General features: G+C 71.4%; 15 protein-coding genes and 1 tRNA gene. 6 read left to right on the top strand and 10 right to left on the bottom strand.

Annotated elements, in window-relative coordinates; genetic code table 11:
- The first annotated feature begins 186 nt into the window (after positions 1-186).
- Complete coding sequence (gene ppc / locus SSP08S_RS05800) at positions 187-2,919, top strand: phosphoenolpyruvate carboxylase (RefSeq protein ID WP_019066630.1); 2,733 nt, start codon at positions 187-189, stop codon at positions 2,917-2,919.
- Positions 2,920-2,984: 65 nt separating this feature from the next.
- On the opposite strand, the gene SSP08S_RS05805 is transcribed toward ppc, so the two are convergent.
- From SSP08S_RS05805 to SSP08S_RS05830, 6 genes are all read right to left on the bottom strand, one after another.
- Entirely contained in the window at positions 2,985-3,431 is a 447-nt protein-coding gene (locus SSP08S_RS05805; RefSeq protein WP_019066631.1) for a hypothetical protein, read from the bottom strand.
- Positions 3,432-3,494: 63 nt separating this feature from the next.
- Positions 3,495-4,097: an aminoacyl-tRNA hydrolase gene (gene pth / locus SSP08S_RS05810; protein ID WP_019066632.1), complete on the bottom strand. Its 603-nt coding sequence runs from the start codon at positions 4,095-4,097 to the stop codon at positions 3,495-3,497.
- 70 nt (positions 4,098-4,167) lie between these two features.
- Entirely contained in the window at positions 4,168-4,752 is a 585-nt protein-coding gene (locus SSP08S_RS05815) for a 50S ribosomal protein L25/general stress protein Ctc (RefSeq protein WP_019066633.1), read from the bottom strand.
- A 275-nt stretch (positions 4,753-5,027) separates the two neighbouring features.
- Positions 5,028-6,008, bottom strand: coding sequence for a ribose-phosphate diphosphokinase (locus SSP08S_RS05820; protein ID WP_019066634.1), 981 nt, complete (start codon positions 6,006-6,008; stop codon positions 5,028-5,030).
- Between the two features lie 77 nt (positions 6,009-6,085).
- Complete coding sequence (glmU, locus tag SSP08S_RS05825; protein ID WP_078532349.1) at positions 6,086-7,531, bottom strand: bifunctional UDP-N-acetylglucosamine diphosphorylase/glucosamine-1-phosphate N-acetyltransferase GlmU; 1,446 nt, start codon at positions 7,529-7,531, stop codon at positions 6,086-6,088.
- Positions 7,532-7,696: 165 nt separating this feature from the next.
- A tRNA-Gln gene (locus SSP08S_RS05830) sits at positions 7,697-7,768 on the bottom strand.
- Between the two features lie 194 nt (positions 7,769-7,962).
- Here SSP08S_RS05830 and SSP08S_RS05835 point away from each other — a divergent pair.
- Both SSP08S_RS05835 and SSP08S_RS64140 read left to right on the top strand, forming a co-directional pair.
- Positions 7,963-9,279, top strand: coding sequence for a sensor histidine kinase (locus tag SSP08S_RS05835; protein WP_019066636.1), 1,317 nt, complete (start codon positions 7,963-7,965; stop codon positions 9,277-9,279).
- Positions 9,280-9,377: 98 nt separating this feature from the next.
- Positions 9,378-9,503, top strand: coding sequence for a hypothetical protein (locus tag SSP08S_RS64140; RefSeq protein ID WP_281176125.1), 126 nt, complete (start codon positions 9,378-9,380; stop codon positions 9,501-9,503).
- Here the strand turns inward: SSP08S_RS64140 and SSP08S_RS05840 are convergent.
- Positions 9,490-9,990 (bottom strand): SUKH-3 domain-containing protein, encoded by a 501-nt coding sequence (locus SSP08S_RS05840; RefSeq protein WP_019066637.1) that lies wholly within the window; start codon positions 9,988-9,990, stop codon positions 9,490-9,492. The two genes, SSP08S_RS64140 and SSP08S_RS05840, sit on opposite strands and share 14 nt — an antisense overlap.
- 70 nt (positions 9,991-10,060) lie before the next feature.
- Positions 10,061-10,600, bottom strand: coding sequence for a YwqJ-related putative deaminase (locus SSP08S_RS05845; RefSeq protein WP_019066638.1), 540 nt, complete (start codon positions 10,598-10,600; stop codon positions 10,061-10,063).
- Positions 10,601-10,938: 338 nt separating this feature from the next.
- Here SSP08S_RS05845 and SSP08S_RS05850 point away from each other — a divergent pair, with 338 nt between their 5' ends.
- From SSP08S_RS05850 to SSP08S_RS05860, 3 genes are all read left to right on the top strand, one after another.
- The gene (locus tag SSP08S_RS05850; RefSeq protein WP_078532350.1) at positions 10,939-11,937 is read left to right on the top strand and encodes an SMI1/KNR4 family protein; all 999 of its coding nucleotides are present in this window, start codon (positions 10,939-10,941) and stop codon (positions 11,935-11,937) included.
- A gap of 8 nt (positions 11,938-11,945) precedes the next feature.
- Positions 11,946-15,077, top strand: coding sequence for an SUKH-4 family immunity protein (locus SSP08S_RS59080; RefSeq protein ID WP_078532351.1), 3,132 nt, complete (start codon positions 11,946-11,948; stop codon positions 15,075-15,077).
- Positions 15,078-15,264: 187 nt separating this feature from the next.
- A complete protein-coding gene (locus tag SSP08S_RS05860; RefSeq protein WP_026178209.1) occupies positions 15,265-16,152 on the top strand; it encodes a cellulose-binding protein in 888 nt (295 codons plus the stop codon).
- Between the two features lie 102 nt (positions 16,153-16,254).
- Here the strand turns inward: SSP08S_RS05860 and SSP08S_RS05865 are convergent, their stop codons facing one another.
- Together SSP08S_RS05865 and SSP08S_RS05870 are read right to left on the bottom strand one after the other, a co-directional pair.
- On the bottom strand, positions 16,255-16,833 hold the full coding sequence (locus tag SSP08S_RS05865) for a hypothetical protein (RefSeq protein WP_019066642.1): 579 nt from the start codon (positions 16,831-16,833) through the stop codon (positions 16,255-16,257).
- Complete coding sequence (locus SSP08S_RS05870; RefSeq protein ID WP_019066643.1) at positions 16,830-18,539, bottom strand: PHP domain-containing protein; 1,710 nt, start codon at positions 18,537-18,539, stop codon at positions 16,830-16,832. The genes SSP08S_RS05865 and SSP08S_RS05870 overlap by 4 nt, the downstream gene beginning before the upstream one ends.
- Positions 18,540-18,544 lie beyond the last annotated feature (5 nt).

Below are 18,544 nucleotides of genomic sequence, written 5' to 3' on the forward strand. Positions count from 1 at the left end.
GCGTCGACCGGTGGACGAAGCCCGTGAGACCGCGCGTCAGAGTGGACACCTATCCTTGGTGTCGGTCGGACAGCGCGGTCCGCTCTGTTTTCTTCCCGGATGTCCGTCCCGTATGCGACAGCCGCCGCGGGACCGCCGTCCGGGTTCCCTCCGGACGAGCTTCAAACACTGCAAGGAGCCGCACCTGTGAGCAGTGCCGACGACCAGGCCACCACGACCAACAACGAGCTGCGCGCCGACATCCGGCGCCTCGGCGACCTGCTGGGCGAGACCCTCGTCCGCCAGGAGGGCCCCGAACTGCTCGAACTGGTCGAGAAGGTCCGCCGCCTCACCCGGGAGGACGGCGAGGCCGCCGCCGAGCTGCTGCGCGGCACAGGGCTGGAGACCGCCGCGAAGCTGGTCCGCGCCTTCTCCACCTACTTCCACCTAGCCAACGTCACCGAGCAGGTGCACCGCGGCCGTGAGCTGCGCGCCAAGCGTGCCGCCGAGGGCGGTCTCCTCGCCCGTACGGCCGACCGCCTCAAGGACGCCGACCCCGACCACCTGCGCGAGACGGTCAAGAACCTGAACGTCCGCCCGGTCTTCACCGCGCACCCCACCGAGGCCGCGCGCCGGTCGGTCCTCAACAAGCTCCGGCGCATCGCCACGCTCCTGGAGACCCCGGTCATCGAGTCCGACCGCCGCCGCTACGACACCCGGCTGGCCGAGAACATCGACCTGGTGTGGCAGACGGACGAGCTGCGCGTCGTGCGTCCGGAGCCCGCGGACGAAGCGCGTAACGCCATCTACTACCTGGACGAGCTGCACGCGGGCGCCGTCGGTGACGTCCTCGAGGACCTCACCGCAGAGCTGGAGCGCGTCGGCGTCAAGCTGCCCGACGACACCCGCCCACTCACCTTCGGCACCTGGATCGGCGGCGACCGCGACGGCAACCCGAACGTCACCCCCCAGGTCACCTGGGACGTCCTGATCCTCCAGCACGAGCACGGCATCAACGACGCGCTGGAGACGATCGACGAGCTGCGCGGCTTCCTCTCCAACTCCATCCGCTACACCGGGGCGACGGACGAGCTGCTGGAGTCCCTCCAGGCCGACCTGGAACTGCTGCCCGAGATCAGCCCCCGCTACAAGCGGCTCAACGCCGAGGAGCCCTACCGGCTCAAGGCCACCTGCATCCGGCAGAAGCTGGAGAACACCAAGAGCCGCCTGGCCAAGGACACCCCGCACCAGCCCGGCCGCGACTACCTGGGCACGGCCGAGCTGCTGCACGACCTCACCCTGATCCAGACCTCCCTGCGCGCCCACCGCGGCGGCCTCTTCGCCGACGGCCGCATGGACCGTACGATCCGCACGCTCGGCGCGTTCGGCCTCCAGCTCGCCACCATGGACGTACGCGAGCACGCGGACGCCCACCACCACGCCCTCGGCCAGCTCTTCGACCGGCTCGGCGAGGAGTCCTGGCGGTACTCCGACATGCCCCGCGAGTACCGCACCAAGCTGCTCGCCAAGGAGCTGCGGTCGAGGCGCCCGCTCGCGCCCACCCCCGCGCCCGTCGACGCGGCCGGTGAGAAGACCCTCGGGGTGTTCGAGACCGTCAAGAAGGCCCTCGCCGTCTTCGGGCCCGAGGTCATCGAGTCGTACATCATCTCGATGTGCCAGGGCGCCGACGACGTGTTCGCCGCCGCCGTCCTCGCCCGCGAGGCCGGGCTGATCGACCTGCACGCCGGCTGGGCGAAGGTCGGCATCGTGCCGCTCCTGGAGACCACGGACGAGCTGAAGGCCGCCGACACGATCCTCGAGGACATGCTCTCCGACCCGTCCTACCGGCGGCTCGTGGCGCTGCGCGGGGACGTCCAGGAGGTCATGCTCGGGTACTCGGACTCGTCGAAGTTCGGTGGCATCACGACTTCGCAGTGGGAGATCCATCGTGCCCAGCGGCGGCTGCGTGACGTGGCGCACCGCTACGGCGTGCGGCTCCGGCTCTTCCACGGTCGCGGCGGAACCGTCGGCCGCGGCGGCGGCCCCTCGCACGACGCGATCCTCGCCCAGCCCTGGGGCACCCTGGAGGGCGAGATCAAGGTGACCGAGCAGGGCGAGGTCATCTCCGACAAGTACCTGGTGCCGTCACTGGCCCGCGAGAACCTGGAGTTGACGGTCGCCGCCACCCTCCAGGCCTCCGCCCTGCACACCTCGCCCCGCCAGTCCGACGAGGCGCTGGCCCGCTGGGACGCGGCCATGGACGTGGTGAGCGACGCCGCCCACGCCGCCTACCGCAGGCTGGTCGAGGACCCGGACCTTCCGACGTACTTCCTCGCCTCCACGCCGGTGGACCAGCTCGCCGATCTGCACCTGGGCTCGCGGCCCTCCCGCCGCCCCGGCTCGGGCGTCTCGCTCGACGGACTGCGCGCCATCCCGTGGGTGTTCGGCTGGACCCAGTCCCGGCAGATCGTGCCCGGCTGGTACGGCGTGGGTTCCGGGCTGAAGGCGCTGCGCGAGGCGGGCCTCGACACCGTGCTCGACGAGATGCACGAGCAGTGGCACTTCTTCCGCAACTTCATCTCCAACGTGGAGATGACCCTCGCGAAGACGGACCTGCGGATCGCCCAGCACTACGTCGACACCCTCGTCCCGGACGAGCTCAAGCACGTGTTCGACACCATCAGGGCCGAGCACGACCTGACCGTCGCCGAGGTGCTCCGCGTCACCGGTGAGGCCGAACTCCTCGACGCCACCCCGGTGTTGAAGCAGACCTTCACCATCCGGGACGCCTACCTCGACCCGATCTCCTACCTCCAGGTCACCCTCCTCAAGCGCCAGCGCGACGAGGCGGCCGCGGGTGCGGAACCCGACCCGCTGCTGAGCCGCGCCCTCCTCCTCACCGTCAACGGTGTGGCGGCGGGCCTGCGCAACACCGGCTGAGGAACAGCGAAAAGGGTGCCCCCGAGCTGCCGTAGCAGCTCGGGGGCACCCGTCTTTTCAAGCGATCAGAGGGCTACGAACGCCGCCGTCAGCAACGCGATCCCCGACCAGGCCAGTACCCACGCGGGCCGGGTCAGGCGCAGGCCGCCCGCGACCACCACCGAGGCCAGCAGGAGGGCGCCGCCGAGGGGGACCCAGGCGTAGAGGATGCCGGCGGGGCCCGAGCGCATGACCTCGTCGGTGCCGGGCTTCACGACCACCGCGTACGTCTGGCCCTTCTTCACCGCGACCGTGTGCTCGATGACGACCTTGGCGCGGGCCCTCGATCCGGTCGAGACCGGTGTGTAGGGACCGGTGCAGGTGTCGTCGCCGCACGCGGTGACCTCGATCGTGCCGGTCTCGCGGCCCTTGGTGAGCATCACGTTGTGCGCGGTGGGCCAGGAGCCCCAGACCCCGGCGATCAGGATCAGCGCGGCGACCGTGCCCATCGCCGCGAGCCGTCCGAAGTTCATGGCGGGGATCATTGGCCATACCCGCACACGCGGTCAACTTCGGTCACCGACAAGTCGGTCAAGTCAGGAGTTGTACGCGCTCTGCGCCCGCTCCAGGCCCTCGCTCACCAGACACTCCACCGAGTCGGTGGCGCGGTCCACGAGGAAGTCGAGTTCCTTGCGCTCCGTGGAGGAGAAGTCCTTCAGCACGAAGTCCGCCACCTGCATACGGCCCGGCGGGCGCCCGATCCCGAACCGCACCCGGTGGTAGTCCGGGCCCATCGCCTTCGTCATCGACTTCAGCCCGTTGTGGCCGTTGTCGCCGCCACCGAGCTTGAGGCGGAGGGTGCCGTAGTCGATGTCCAGCTCGTCGTGCACGGCGACGATGTTCGCGACGGGCACCTTGTAGAAGTCGCGCAGCGCGTTGACCGGGCCGCCCGACAGGTTCATGTACGACATCGGCTTCACCAGCACGATCCGGCGGCTCGCCGGACCCGGTGCGCCGAGCCGGCCCTCCAGGACCTGCGCCTGCGCCTTCCCGGCCCGCTTGAACTTGCCGCCGATCCGCTCCGCGAGCAGGTCGGCCACCATGAAGCCCACGTTGTGGCGGTTGTTCGCGTACTCGGGGCCCGGGTTCCCGAGGCCCACGATCAGCCAGGGGGCATTGGCGTCGGTCGTCACGTCCATGTCTCCTTGATACGCGCCAGCCGCTGCTCCCGGTGGGAACAGCGGCTGACAGCAGTGGTGAAGGTGAGGATCAGGCCTCGGTGGCCTCGGCCTCGCCCTCGGCGGGCGCCTCCTCCGCCTGGGCGGCCAGGACCTGGAGGACGACCGCGTCCTCGTCGATCGCCAGCGTGGTGCCCTTGGGGAGCGGGATGTCCTTGGCGGCGATGGAGGCACCGGCCTCCAGGCCCGCGATGGACACGGTGACCGACTCGGGGATGTGCGTGGCCTCGGCCTCGACGGTGATCGTGCTGAGCACGTGCTCCAGCAGGAAGGAGCCCGGGGCCAGCTCGCCCTCGGTGTGGACGTAGACCTCGACGGTGACCTTCTCGCCGCTCTTCACGGTGAGCAGGTCGACGTGCTCGAGGAAGCCCTTGATGGCGTCGCGCTGGACGGCCTTCGGGATGGCGAGCTGGGTCTTGCCCTCGATGTCCAGGGTGAGCAGGACGTTCGGGGTACGCAGGGCGAGCTGCAGCTCGTGGCCCGGCAGCGTGACGTGCAGCGGGTCCACACCGTGGCCGTAGACCACGGCGGGAACCTTCTTGTCACGGCGGATACGGCGGGCGGCACCCTTGCCGAACTCGGTGCGGGTCTCGGCGGTGAGCTTGACGTCGGCCATGGTCACTCCTCGTAGAAAAGTCGGGGAAGGTGGTCACCCGGCCGAACATCGGCCTGCTACGAAGAGCGCGTCGATAACGGACCGCCGTACGAACTTCTTGCGAAGCGGTACGGCCTCCCTCGCCGAGCAACTGTCGCAGCTTACTCGGCGGGGAGGCCGTAAAGAAAATCGATCTTCCAGAAGCGCCGGTTCATCAGCGCCCCTGAAGGGGCGCGGGGAACTGCGCGACCAGCCACGACGGCGCCGCAGACGATCTACGGCATCCAGCGGAGCTCTCAGTGCTCGTCGAAGAGGCTCGTCACCGAGCCGTCCTCGAAGACCTCTCGGACCGCGCTGGCGATGGTCGGGGCGATCGACAGGACCGTGATCTTGTCGAGGTCGGCGCCGAGTTCACCGGGGGTGGGGAGCGTGTCGGTGAGGACGAACTCGCTGACGCGGGAGTTCTTCAGGCGGTCCGCGGCCGGGCCGGAGAGCACGCCGTGGGTGGCCGTCACGATGACGTCCTCCGCGCCGTGCGCGAACAGCGCGTCCGCCGCGGCGCAGATCGTGCCGCCGGTGTCGATCATGTCGTCGACCAGGACGCAGACGCGGCCCTTGACCTCGCCGACCACCTCGTGGACCGTCACCTGGTTCGCCACGTCCTTGTCGCGCCGCTTGTGCACGATCGCCAGCGGCGCGCCGAGGCGGTCGCACCAGCGGTCGGCGACGCGCACGCGGCCGGCGTCCGGGGAGACGACGGTCAGCTTGCTGCGGTCGACCTTGGAGCCCACGTAGTCCGCGAGGAGCGGGAGGGCGAAGAGGTGGTCCACGGGGCCGTCGAAGAAGCCCTGGATCTGGTCGGTGTGCAGGTCGACGGTGAGGATGCGGTGGGCGCCCGCCGTCTTCATCAGGTCCGCGACCAGGCGGGCCGAGATCGGCTCACGGCCGCGGTGCTTCTTGTCCTGGCGGGCGTAGCCGTAGAACGGCACGATCACCGTGATGGAGCGGGCCGACGCGCGCTTCAGGGCGTCGATCATGATCAGCTGCTCCATGACCCACTGGTTGATCGGGGCCGTGTGGCTCTGGATCACGAAACAGTCCGCGCCGCGCACCGACTCCTCGAAGCGGACGTAGATCTCGCCGTTCGCGAAGTCGAAGGCCTTGGTCGGGACGACCCCGACACCCAGCTGGTGGGCGACCTCCTTGGCAAGCTCGGGGTGGGCGCGGCCGGAGAAGAACATCATCTTCTTCTCGCCGGTCGTCTTGATCCCGGTCACAGCACTGTCTCCTCAGAGGTCATTCAACTGGGTGTGCGTTTATCACGGTACGCCGTGTTCGACGCGTCCGTTTCCGGTCAGTTCTCGCTCTCGCCCTGGCGGGAAGCCGTTTCCGCGGCCTTGGCCGCCGCGCTTCCGGGACGCTTGCGCGCCACCCAGCCCTCGATATTCCGCTGCTGGCCACGGGCCACGGCCAGCGAACCGGGCGGTACGTCCTTCGTGATCACGGAGCCGGCGGCGGTGTACGCGCCGTCCCCGACCGTGACAGGTGCCACAAACATATTGTCCGACCCTGTCCGGCAGTGCGACCCGATGGTGGTGTGATGTTTCGCCTGTCCGTCGTAGTTGACGAACACGCTCGCGGCCCCGATGTTGCTGTACTCGCCGATCGTCGCGTCCCCGACATAGGAGAGATGCGGGATCTTCGTCCCCTCCCCGATCGTCGCGTTCTTCGTCTCGACGTAGGTCCCGATCTTGCCCTTCGTGCCCAGGCGCGTGCCGGGACGGAGGTAGGCGTACGGCCCGACGGAGGCCTGCGGGCCGATGTGCGAGCTGACGGCGACGGTGTTGTCGACGCGGGCGCCGGCCTCGACCACGGTGTCCGTCAGGCGGCTGTTGGGGCCGACGTCGGCGCCCTCACCGATGTGCGTGGTGCCGTGCAGCTGGGTGCCCGGCTGGATCGTCGCGTCCTGGCCGAAGGTGACGGTGACGTCGATCCAGGTCGTCGCCGGGTCGACGACGGTGACCCCGCCGAGCATCGCCTCGGTGAGCAGCCGGTCGTTGAGGATGCGGCGCGCCTCGGAGAGCTGCACGCGGTTGTTGATGCCGGCGATCTCGCGGTGGTCGCCCGCGACGGAGGCGCCGACTCGGTGCCCGGCCTCGCGCAGGATGCCGAGCACGTCCGTGAGGTACTCCTCGCCCTGGCTGTTGTCGGTGCGCACCTTGCCGAGGGCGTCCGCGAGCAGCTGGCCGTCGAACGCGAAGACCCCGGAGTTGATCTCGCGGATCGTGCGTTGGGAGTCGGAGGCGTCCTTGTGCTCGACGATCGCCGTCACCGCGCCGGAGGCGCCGTCGCGCACGATCCGGCCGTAGCCGGTCGCGTCCGGGACCTCGGCGGTGAGCACGGTCACCGCGTTGCCGTCGGTGGTGTGGTTGGCGGTGAGTTCGCGCAGCGTCGCGCCGCGGAGCAGAGGGGTGTCGCCGCAGACGACGACGACGGTTCCGTCGATGCTTCCGAGTTCCTCCAGCGCCATCCGTACGGCGTGACCCGTGCCGTTCTGCTCGGCCTGGACCGCGGTGCGCACTCCGGGGTCCGTTTCGCCGAGGTGGGCGGTCACCTGCTCGCGGGCGTGGCCCACGACGACGACCAGGTTCTCCGGCTCCAACTCGCGGGCGGCGGCCAGCACATGGCCCACCAGGGTCCGGCCACAGATCTGGTGCAGGACCTTCGGTGTGGCCGACTTCATACGGGTGCCCTCACCCGCTGCGAGTACGACGACGGCTGCCGGGCGAATGGCGCTCACGGGTTTGCCCTTCGGCTTCGGAATGCATGGGGGGTGGACATTCGCAGGATACCGGGGCGTTTCATGGGGGACATGAGAGTGGGCCCTGACAGAGCTGTCAGGGCCTGAAGAGGTGTGCTGGGGGAAGGGGTTGCTCAGTTGGTGCTCGGTTGTCGCTCGGTTTTGCTCCCCCGCCAGGACTCGAACCCGGACAAATGGCACCAAAAGCCACGGTGCTGCCAATTACACCACGGGGGATCAAACTCGTCTGAACCGGACATTTAGTCTGGTCGCCGAGTGGGCAACAAACACTATGCCGTACCGGATGCCCTCCGTGCGACGGTACTTCTCCGCGGTGATCGGTTTCGTCATTGTTCGATTACGCGCAGTGGTGTAGGCAACTCGTCGAAACTCGACGGAAAACCGGGGCCCGGCGCCCGTAGGCTGGAGGCATGACCACGACGGGGGAAGAGCACACCACGGGCCGGGGAGGGCCGTGGTGGTGGACCAGGTGGCGTAGTGCGGTACTCGACGTGGGGCTTGCCGCCGGCTCCGCGGCGGAGTGCGGGGCGGAGGGGGTCCGGTTCGCGCACGACGCGGGGGTTCCGGCGGCTGTGGGCGTCGTCTTCGGGGTGCTGGCCGGATCCACGTTGGTCGTGCGGCGGAAGTGGCCGATCGCCGTTGTTCTGGTGTCCATCGCCATTACTCCGGCCCAGATGGGCTACCTGATGGGCATCGTCGGGCTCTACACGCTCGCCGCGTCCGAGCTGCCGCGGCGGATCATCGGGTCGCTGGCCGGGATGTCCTTCCTCGGCATGCTGATCGTCATGTTCGTGCGGGTGAAGCAGGACACCCAGCGCGGGACCTGGGAACTCGGCGACTGGTTCGTGCCGTTCGCCTCCATCACCACCGCGGTCGGGATGACCGCGCCGCCTGTGCTGCTCGGGATGTACGTGGGTGCCCGGCGGCGGTTGATGGAGAGCCTCCGGGAGCGGGCCGACAGCCTGGAGCGGGAGTTGCAGCTTCTCGCGGAGCGGGCCGAGGAGCGGGCGGAGTGGGCGCGGGGTGAGGAGCGGACGCGGATCGCTCGGGAGATGCACGACGTTGTCGCGCACCGGGTGAGTCTGATGGTTGTGCATGCCGCCGCACTGCAGGCCGTTGCCCGGAAGGACCCGGAGAAGGCCGTCAAGAACGCGGCCCTCGTGGGGGACATGGGGCGGCAGGCGCTGACCGAACTGCGGGAGATGCTCGGGGTGTTGCGGAGCGGGGACGGGGTGGGCAGTCGGGAGCGGGCCGCCGTGCCGCTGGTCGCGGTGGGGGTGGCCGCCGCGGCGGCGGCCTCGCGGGTCGTGGACGACGAGGGTGGGGGCGACGGGCCGTGTCTGTCGGACGTGGACGAGTTGCTCGGGCAGTCCGCGGCGGCTGGGATGGCCGTCGATCTGTCCGTGGAGGGCGAGACGCGGTCGTACGCGGCTGAGATCGAGCAGACCGCTTACCGGGTGGTGCAGGAGGCGTTGACCAACGTCCACAAGCACGCGGCCGGTGCGAAGACGCATGTACGGCTCGCGCATCGGGTGTCGGAGATCGCGATGCAGGTCGAGAACGAACCGCCGCCCGAGCCTGCGTCCGCCTCGGCGGCTCGGTTGCCCTCTGGGGGGAACGGTCTGGTTGGGATGCGGGAGCGGGTTCTCGCGTTGGGCGGGGTGTTTGTTTCGGGGCCCACGGATGCCGGGGGGTTTCGGGTTTCGGCGGTTATTCCGGCTGTCTGATGCCGCGGGTTTCGCCTTGGGTTCGGTGTGGGTCGGTGCCGTGTCGGGGGGTGTCCGTCCTCGGAACGGCGCGGAATCGGTCTCGCAAGAATTTGAGGATGTTGACGCGCCAACCGCTGCGGGCGGACACCCCCCGACACGGCACCTTCTCGCCGTACGCGGCCGACGGCCGTCCCGGGGTGTCCACCGGTCGCCTGCCGTCCGCTCGGGTCAGCCTGCTGTGAGGCGTACCGGCTCCATGCCTGAGACCAGGGCGGTCAGGGCCTGGTCGATGTCCTGGCCCAGGTACCAGTCGCCGGTGTGGTCCAGGGCGTAGACGCGGCCCTCGGCGTCGATGGCCAGGAGGGACTGGGTGTCGGGTTCCTCGCCCAGGGGGCTGACGTCGGTGTCCAGGGCGCGGCCGAGGTCGCCGAGGGTGCGGGCCATGTGGAGGCCGTGCAGCGGGTCCAGGTGGAGGGCTGCGGGGGCGATCTGGCGGCCGGGGCCGGTGGGTGCGATGCGCAGGCCGCCGAACTCGGCCCACGCCTCCACTGCTGCCGGGAACACGGCGTGCTGGTGGCCGGCGGGCGAGGTGTGGTCGCGCAGGGTGTCCGCCCAGATCTCGGCCTGCTTTATGTCCCAGCGGCCGGGCTGCCAGCCGGCGGCGCGCAGCGCGGCGTCGACGGGTACGGAGAACCGCGTGGAGGAGTGGGAGTGGCGGTCGGGGTGCATCTGCCCTTCGATCGTCGGCGGCGGGGACGGTGGAACCGTGGTGCTGAGTGGTGTTGGGCGGGGGTGGGGGTCAGGCGGTCTCCGTCGTGGGGTCTACGACTCGGACGCCGAAGTGGGCGCTGAGGGCCGCGCAGGCTCGGCAGGGTGCCGCGAAGCTGCCGTGCAGGGGGTCGCCGTCCTCGCGGATGCGGCGGGCGGTGAGCTTGGCCTGCTTGAGGGTCTTGCGGGCCTCGCCGTTGGTCATCGGCTTGCGCGCGGCGCGCTTGCTGCGCTCGGCGTCGGCGGCGGCGATGTGGCGGGAGATCAGGATCGCCTCGGCGCAGCGGCCGGTGAAACGGTCGCGCTGGGCGCTGGTGAGGGTGTCGAGGAAGTCCTGTACCAGGGGGTGCAGGGCGGGCGGCTGGTCGCCTCGCGCGGCGGTGCCGGTGAGGGTGGTCGCGCCGCGTACGGAGAGGGCGGCGGCGACGGTCGGAAGTATGCCGTCACGGCGGTGGTTGAGGGCGGGCACCTGCCGTCCCTCGGTGGCGCTCCAGCCGACCCTGGGGTCGCCCGAAGGCCCGGTGTGCGCCCCGGTGTGCGGTCCCGTCTGCGTCGCGTTCATGATCGTCATCCCCTCCCGAGCATCCCCCGGCGGGACTCAGAGTGCCAAATGCCGTGGCTGGTGCGGAAGCTGGGGCGGTCCGACACGCCAGGGCTTCGGCTGGCTGTCACGGCGGGGTGACGGCAGGTCACGGAAGTGAAGGTCCGGTGAGGGGGGTCGGCGACCGCTGCCGGTGACCCGTGCCGCCGTACCGCATAGGCTGTCCGCACCGCGATCCACGCGGTCGACGCGTGGAGACAGTCGAACGAAGACGTCAAGAAGACGAGACAGTCGATACGGGGCACAGTGGGGCGAGTTGGACTTTCGCCTGCTGTGAATCGTACTGAATGCCGCAGGGGGCAACCGCCATGACGACAGGTCGGCTCGGGCAGCAAGCCGCGCCACCGAACGCGGCCTACGCCGGGCAGGTCGTGCACTTCCCGGACCCAGTCCGGGCGGCCCGTCACCCGAGAGGGGTGCGGATGGACGAGCGCGGCTACCCCGACTTCTCGCCGTACGCGCGCGCGGCGGCCGAGATCGCCGATCCGCCGGAGGGCTTCGGGGTCGACGAACTGCGGCTGACCGACTACGTGTCGGCGAACGCCGCACTCGCGGCGGCCGGGCACCAGCTGTGGGACACGGTGCCCGCGGTGGCCACCCCGCACGGCTGGACCTGGCACCACGTGGTCGGCACCCGGCGCCTCGAACTCGTTCCCGTCGAGGTCAAGGCGCTGCTGCGGCACCACGGTGGGATCGCCACCGCGGCCGTCGACCACAACAAGCGCGGCACCCGCCCGCTCCAGGAGACCCGCCCCGCGCACTTCGGCCTGCCGAAGTCCTCGCTCGCGGTCACCGAGGCGCAGGTGCAGGGCGTCGAGGAGGACCTCGGCTACCGACTCCCGGGCGCCTACCGGTCGTTCCTCAAGGCGGCCGGCGGGAGCGCGCCCATCGGTACCGCGCTGGACGCCGAGTTGGGCCTCCTGATCGACCAGCCGTTCTTCACGGTGCGGGACGAGGCGGCCGTCAACGACCTCGTCTACGTCAACAAATGCCTCCGCGATCACCTCACGAAGGACTACCTCGCCGTCGGCTTCGTCCAGGGCGGTCTGCTCGCGGTGAAGGTGAAGGGTGCGGCGCTCGGTTCGGTGTGGTTCTGCGCCTACGACGATGCCCGCGACGTCGACCCGTCGTGGGCGCCGGCCGACCGGGTGGAGCGGCTGTTGCTGTCCGCCGGGGGCGACTTCGACCAGTTCCTGGGCCGACTCGCCGGAAATCCACCGGAGTTGGAGACGGTGGCGAACCTGATGGTGGACGGTGGGTTCGCCCGATCGGTGCCGGTGCCTTCTACGGCCGCGGTGGGGGAGTGAGCGACGCGATGGTGACCTTCGCACAGGCGCAGGAGCGCGCCGAGGAATGGATCAACGGGGACGTGCCCGCGTACCAGCACCGCGAGGTGCGGGTGCGGGAGTTCGAACTCGGCTTCGTGGCCTGGGCCGAGGACCGCGCCGACGGCCCGCGTTCGGACGGCGGTGGGCAGCGCCTCGTCCTCGCCCGCGACAGCGGCGAGGCCACGCTGTGGCCCGCGCTGCCCGTGGGCGAGGTCATCCGCCGCTACGAGGAGGAGTACGGCCGGCCCGAGGAGGTCGCCGACGCGGTGCCGGCCGCTCCCGCGCGGGTGGACCTCAACCAGACGTCGTTCCTGCTGAGTCCGCCGGAGTGGTTGCAGGAGGCGGCGGACAAGATCGGGATTCAGGATCGGCGGGGGGCCGGAACTTCGGGTGCGGGGGCGGGTGTTGGGGGTTCGGGCTCGGCTTCGCCCTCGCCCTCGTCGCCGTCGGCCGGTTCGCCTTCGGGGCCGTTGTCGGGCGCGCGTTCGGGATCGCTGCCGGAGACTCAGGCCGGGGTGCCGGCCGCTTCTGCCTGGCCGGATGCCGGGGGGAGTGCCGAGGCGCCGGGTGCGCCCGGTGTGCCGGCCGGGGCCACGCCGTGGGCGGGGACCGACACCAACGCCGATGCCGGCGAGGACCGTTCGGTACCGCTGCCCGCGACCGTGTTCGCACCGCCGCTGAGCGAGCGGCGCGAGGACGAGACCCCGGCAGACGCCGAGACCGCTCTGATGTCCGGCGGCAGCCAACTCCCGCCCACGGCAGTCGCATCGGCGCTGGGGGATGGCAACGCCCGTGGGGGAGTCGGGAGTTCGGGAGGACAGGGGGGTGGACCCGGCGGCGGCTCTGGTGGCGCCGGTGGTACGCCGCCTTCCCCGCCTCCGTCGTCTTACGGGTATCCGCAGGGCGCCGGGGCTCAGGCTCCGGGCGGGCCAGGTCCGCAGGGGGCGCCCGGTTCGTCGTCGTACGGGTATCCCCAGGGGGCGGGTGCTCCGCCTGCTCCGGGTGCTCCGGGTGGGGCGCCCGGTACGCCGCCTCCCGGTGGTCCGCAAGGTGGGCCCGGGGTGGGTTCGTCGTCGTACGGGTACCCGCAAGGAGCGGGTGGCCCTGGTGCTCCGGGTGCTTCGGGTGCTCCCGGTGGTCCTGGTGCGTCGGCCTCGGGTGGTCCGCAGGGTGGGCCTGGGGCGGGGGCGTCGTCGTACGGGTATCCGCAGGGGGCGGGTGCTCCCGGTGCTCCGGGTGGTTCTGGTGCTTCGCCCTCCGGTGGTCCCCAGGGTGGGCCCGGGGGCGATCCGTCGGCCTACGGGTATCCCCAGGGGCCGGGCGGTGCCGGCAACGTGCCGCCCGCTCCTGGGAGTCCCGGTGCGCCGGGGCGGGCGCTCGCGCCCAATGCCGGGGACATCGCCGACGCGGCCACCAGCAAGGCGGCGCCTCCGCCGCGGCGGGCGCGGAGCGGGGGTTCCAACCCGCCGCCTCCGCCGGGTGCCCCGGGGACGCCGGGCGCGCGGCCGGGTGCTTCGCCTGCCGGGCCGCCGCCTCCGCCTCCGCCGGCGGGCGGGTATGTGCCGACGCAGATGGTTTCGGGGCTCGGGCCGGAGGGGCTGGCCGGTCCGGGTGGTCCCAGTGCGCCGAATACTCCCGGGGGTCCGCCTCCGGGTGGGGTTCACCAGGCCGCGACGATGTTCGCCGACCCTGGTCAGGGCGGGCCGGCGGGGCCCGGTGCTCCGCAGCCGCCGGGTGCCCCTGGCGTTCCCGGTGCTCTGGGTACTCCCGGTGCGCCCAAGCCGCCGGGTGCGCCCGGCGCTCCTGGCGCCCCCGGTACGCCTCCGCCGCCGTACAGCCCCGGTACCCCCGGCGCTTCCGCGCCCCAGGGCGGTGCGCCCGGTGCCGTGCATCGCGCGGAGACCATGCTGTCCGGGCCTCCGGCGGGTGGACCCGGTGCTCCTCCGGCGCCGCAATTCCCGGGCGCGCCCGGTGCGTTGGGGGCTCCGGGGATGCCTCCGGGGGCTCCGCCGCAGCCGATGCCGCCGGGTGCGATGCCGCCTCCGGGACAGCCGGCGCCCGGCCACGGTCACCCCGCGCCTCCCGGGCCCGGGCAGCCGTTCCCCGGTCAGCAGCAGCCTGCCTACGGCTATCCGCAACAGGGGCAGCCGACCGTGGGACCGGGTTATCAGGCCGTGTTGCGGTACCGCGCGCCGGACGGTTCCGAGCAGCAGCTGATCCGGCGGTCCGCGCCGGGGACGCCGCACCCGGAGTGGCAGATCTTCCACGAGCTGCGCGGCCTGAACATCCCGCCGGACCAAGTCCTGGAACTGCACACGGAGTTGGAGTCCTGCGAACTGCCGGGCGCGTACTGCGCGCGGATGATCCGCGAACAGTGGCCGCAGGCCCGCATCGCCAGCATCGCGCCGTACGGCATGGATCACGCGAGCCGGCAGCAGGGGATGCGTGAACTCATCGCGCACCAGGGCGAGTTGCACCAGGTGGCGGACGGGCCTGCCCGACTCGCCCCGGTGCGGGCGCCGTTGCCGCAGGTGCAGCCGACGCCGCCGATCCCGCCGGAGGCGATCGCGCAGGAACTGGCGGGCGCGTTCGGGCCGGGAGTGTTCCGGTTCGAGCAGGCGGCGGTGTCCCGGCAGGGCGTGCCGCCGGTCGTGGCGCACACGCTGGTCGCGGCGGGGCTGCCGATGGACATGGGCCCGTTCTTCTGGGCACAGGCCCAACCGGGCCGCCCGGTACCGACGTTGGCCGAACTCGCCCAGGAGCGCGGGGTGCGGCCGTCCGCCGACGCAGGTTCCTACCTCGTCATGGGCAGCGACTTCGGCAAGGCGATCTGCGTCCAGTACGGCACGGCGAACATCGTCGCGGTGCCCGTGGAGGCGGGGCCGGGCGGTGCTTCCGTACCGCCGCAGTTCGTGAACACGGGGCTGCCCGAGTTCGCGCGCTGTCTGGCGCTGCTCGGCCGGATGTGGCGACTGCGGTACGGGCTCAACCAGGAGCAGGCGGGCCGCTGGACCGTCGACTTCCAGGCGCAGCTCGCCTCGCTGGACCCGGCGGCGCTGGGTTCGCCGGAGAGCTGGTGGTCGGTGCTGCTGGAGCAGATGTGGGACGGGTTGTTGTGACGCCGGCCCGCTGAACAGGCCGTAGAGGAGGGCCGGGCCCGGTCGGACGACCGGGCCCGGCCCTTTTTGCCTGCGCGATACCCGTGACCCGCACCCGGAGTGTCGCGTTATGAACCCTTATGTCCAATCCATCAAGATATGCGCGAAATCATCATTTCGTGTCCGTCGGGTGGAGAGGGGTTCCAGGATGAGCAGCGCATCGGTGTCACCACGTGGCTTCGTGGCAGTACGGGGGCGCGGCTACCGCCCCGCCCAGGTGGACGCGTACGCGGCGGGGCTCTCGCGGCACCGGGACGCCGCGTGGGAGCGGGCCGCGCGGCTGACCGTACTGGCCAGGGACATGGAGGCGGAGGCCGAGCGGCTGCGGGAGACCGTCGCGCGGCTCGCCCCGCAGACGTACGAGACGCTCGGCGAGCGGGCGCAGCGGCTGTTCCGGCTGGGGGAGGAGGAGGCCGCCGCCGTACGGGAGTCCGCGCGGCGTTCGGCGCGCGAACAGGTCGCGCGGGCCGAGGCGCACGCCGCCGGCGTACTTCAAGAAGCACGGGAACAGGCGGACGCGCTCCGGGCGGAAGTGGAGGAACGCGCCCGCCAGCGGCTCCTCGCGGCCCGCGCCGAGGCCGACGACCTCCGGATCGGCGCCCGGCGCGAGGTGAAGGAGGGGCGCACGGAGGCGCTCGCCGCGTTGCGCGAGGTACGGCAGCGCACCGCCGGGATGCTGGGCGAGCAGGCCAAGGAACACGCCGAGCGGTGGGCCGAGGCGGAGCGCTTCGCGGAGGAGCGGCTCGCCGCGGTGGACGCCCGGTGCGCCGAGCGGCTGGCCCTCGCGGAAGCCGCACTGGCCGAGGCCGAACAGGCCTACACCGAGGCCGAGTTGTCGGACCGGCGTCGGCAGGAGGAAGCGGCTGAGCGGGCGGCCGAGGTGGTTGCGGAGGCGCGGGTGCGGGCGGAGCGGATCGCCCGCGACACCGAGCGGGTGTTGCGCGAGCACGGGGAGATGTGGGACGACGTGCAGGCGCATATGGATCATGTGCGGAGCAGTCTGACCGCGCTGACCGGGCGGGCGCCGGCTGAGTGAATTCGGTGCGGGCCGGTGGGGGCTGGGCGCGCCCACGCGGCGGAGCCGCACATTGATACAGCCCCGCGCACCTGGGTGGGGACAGTTGTCCAGCGGTCCAAGTCACCCATGGTCGGCGCAGCACGGTGTCGGATTGGGGACCTCGAAGGGGGCCAGGCTGTTGCCCGCCGCAGGGACCAGGGCCAGTACCAGTTCGCCGTGGCGCCATTCCGGTCGTACGTGGTCCTGAGTGTGTACGGGAGTTGTGGGGTCCGGAGGGCCGCCAGAGGTGGCGCCGACCACGGTCACTCGGTCGATTGCCGTCCGTTCCAGCAGGTCGGACAGGGGGAGCGTCCCGGCGAGGTGTTCCGCGCCGGGGAACAGGACCGCGCGGCCCGAGCGGCGGGCGGTGTGTTCGGCGGCTGCGTGGGCGGCGGCTTCCCGGTCGCCCCGGGGCGGCTCGGACTCCGTGAGGTGTCGCCAGGCGTTCGCGGCCGATTCGTGGTCCGGCAGTTCCAGGGATACGGCTGTCCCGCGGCGCGCGTCCGTCCGGATCAGGTGGGTGCAGGCGACCGTCCCCGGGGGGAGTGCGAGGGTGGAGGCGAGGGCGCGGACGAGGTGGTCGGCCTCGCGGAGGGTCGTCGTGCCGGCGTCCACCCCGAGGACGGGGTGGACGCCGGACGGGTCGTAGGACGTGGTCATGCGGGGAGGACCCACATCGGGTTGGAGTAGAACCAGAGGTCCTTCCACGGGTCGGCGTCGCCGAGGACGTCCATCGCGGGGCCTACGGGGTCTACGGCAGCGCCGCCCGCGCCCACGGCGGAGCGGTTGCCGTCGGTGCCGCGGAGGCGGACGTAGACCGGCTTGTCGAGGCGGCCGAGGGAGTACGTGAGGCGGACGGTGCCGGTGGACTTGTCCACCTCGAAGGACTTGACGACCTTCGTGGTGGGGGTGGAGAAGGTGTCCTTGTCCGCGACCGGTCCTGTCACATCGCCCTGGATGACGTCGACGCGGGCCAACGAGGGCTGGAACTGGGCCCAGTTGGGGCCGTTGGACAGGCTGACGCGGATGACCAGGTCGACCTGGGCGCCGCGGCGGACGTGCAGCGCGCCGCCGAGGGTGACCTCGCGGCCGCCGGCCGAGAGGCGGGCGTCGAGGCCGCTGATCAGGCCGCCGTGGTCGACCCAGACGCGGCCCGCGCGGATGCCGTCCATGACCGCCTTGTACGAGAAGGAGGCCGCGCCGACGTGCGTGCGGGAGTACTGGCCGGGCCAGAAGTCGGTGTCGGTGAGGCTGATGCCGGTGCCGTAGACCGGGTCGTTGTAGCGGCCGTTGGCGTTGAAGTCGCCGCCCGGGCCGCGTACGGCGGTGTCCGCGTACACGTTGTGGGAGTCGGAGTTGGCGGTGATCCACCAGGGCTTGCCCTCGGCGAGGAGGCTGTCCCACAAACCGCCGACCGTGGCGGTCATCCAGTCGAAGCCGCCCCAGGTGCGGTAACTCTCCAGCGGGTAACCGGGGAAGGAGTCGGCGCTCGGGCTGTTGTCGTAGATGCCGCGTCCGCTGCCCGGGCCGTTGGGCTTCGGGATGCCGCCCGCCTGGTGGCCGGGGGCGCCCTCCATGCCGACGGCGATCGTGGGCTGCGCGTCGCGCCAGCCGCGGATCTCGTGCGGGGAGTCGATGCCCTTGCGTGCCGGGTGGTTGGCGAGGAAGAGAGCGTCCTTGACCTTGCGGCGGCGGACCTGGTCGGCGAGGAAGTTCACGCCCGCGATGGCGAGGGCCTCGTTGGCGGGGGAGTTGCCGCTCGCGTTGTTGACGCTGCCGTCGAAGGAGTTCTCGAACTCCTTGAGTACGGCCACCTCGTTGGAGCCGGGGTGGACGAACACCGTGCCGTGCTCGGCGCCCGGGATGTTCCACTCCAGGCCCTGGAAGACGAGGGTGTCCTCGGTCTTGTCACGGGCCTCGACGATGTCCGGATTGACCTTCTCCACACCGATCTTGGCGTGCGCGACACTGCCGTGGTCGGTGATGACCATCCAGTCCAGGCCGTGCGCGTTCGCCTGGCGTACGTGGTCGATGACGCGGTACTTGGCGTCGCTGCTGTACTGCGTGTGGATGTGATGGTCGCCGGCCAGCCACAGGTAACCGCCGTTGCCCTTCGGCGACTTGGCCGGGCTCTGCTGCACCGACGCGGCTGCCTCCCCCGCGCCGGCGAGCACGCTGCCCGCCGCGAGTCCGGCGCCCAGCAAGCCGGTTCGGCGCAGCATGCCTCTTCGTGACAGCTGACTGGGCGTCAACTCGGCGTCCGGGACGGATGTGTCGAGGGCGGGCGGCAGCGAGCCGGCGTCCGCGTCCCCGTGGTGGTGATGGTGTTGGTGACCGTGGTCGCCGTGACTGTGGCCGTGGCTCATGTTCA

Origin of the sequence: Streptomyces hokutonensis, from assembly GCF_000376565.1 — a bacterium.
Lineage (GTDB): Bacteria > Actinomycetota > Actinomycetes > Streptomycetales > Streptomycetaceae > Streptomyces > Streptomyces hokutonensis.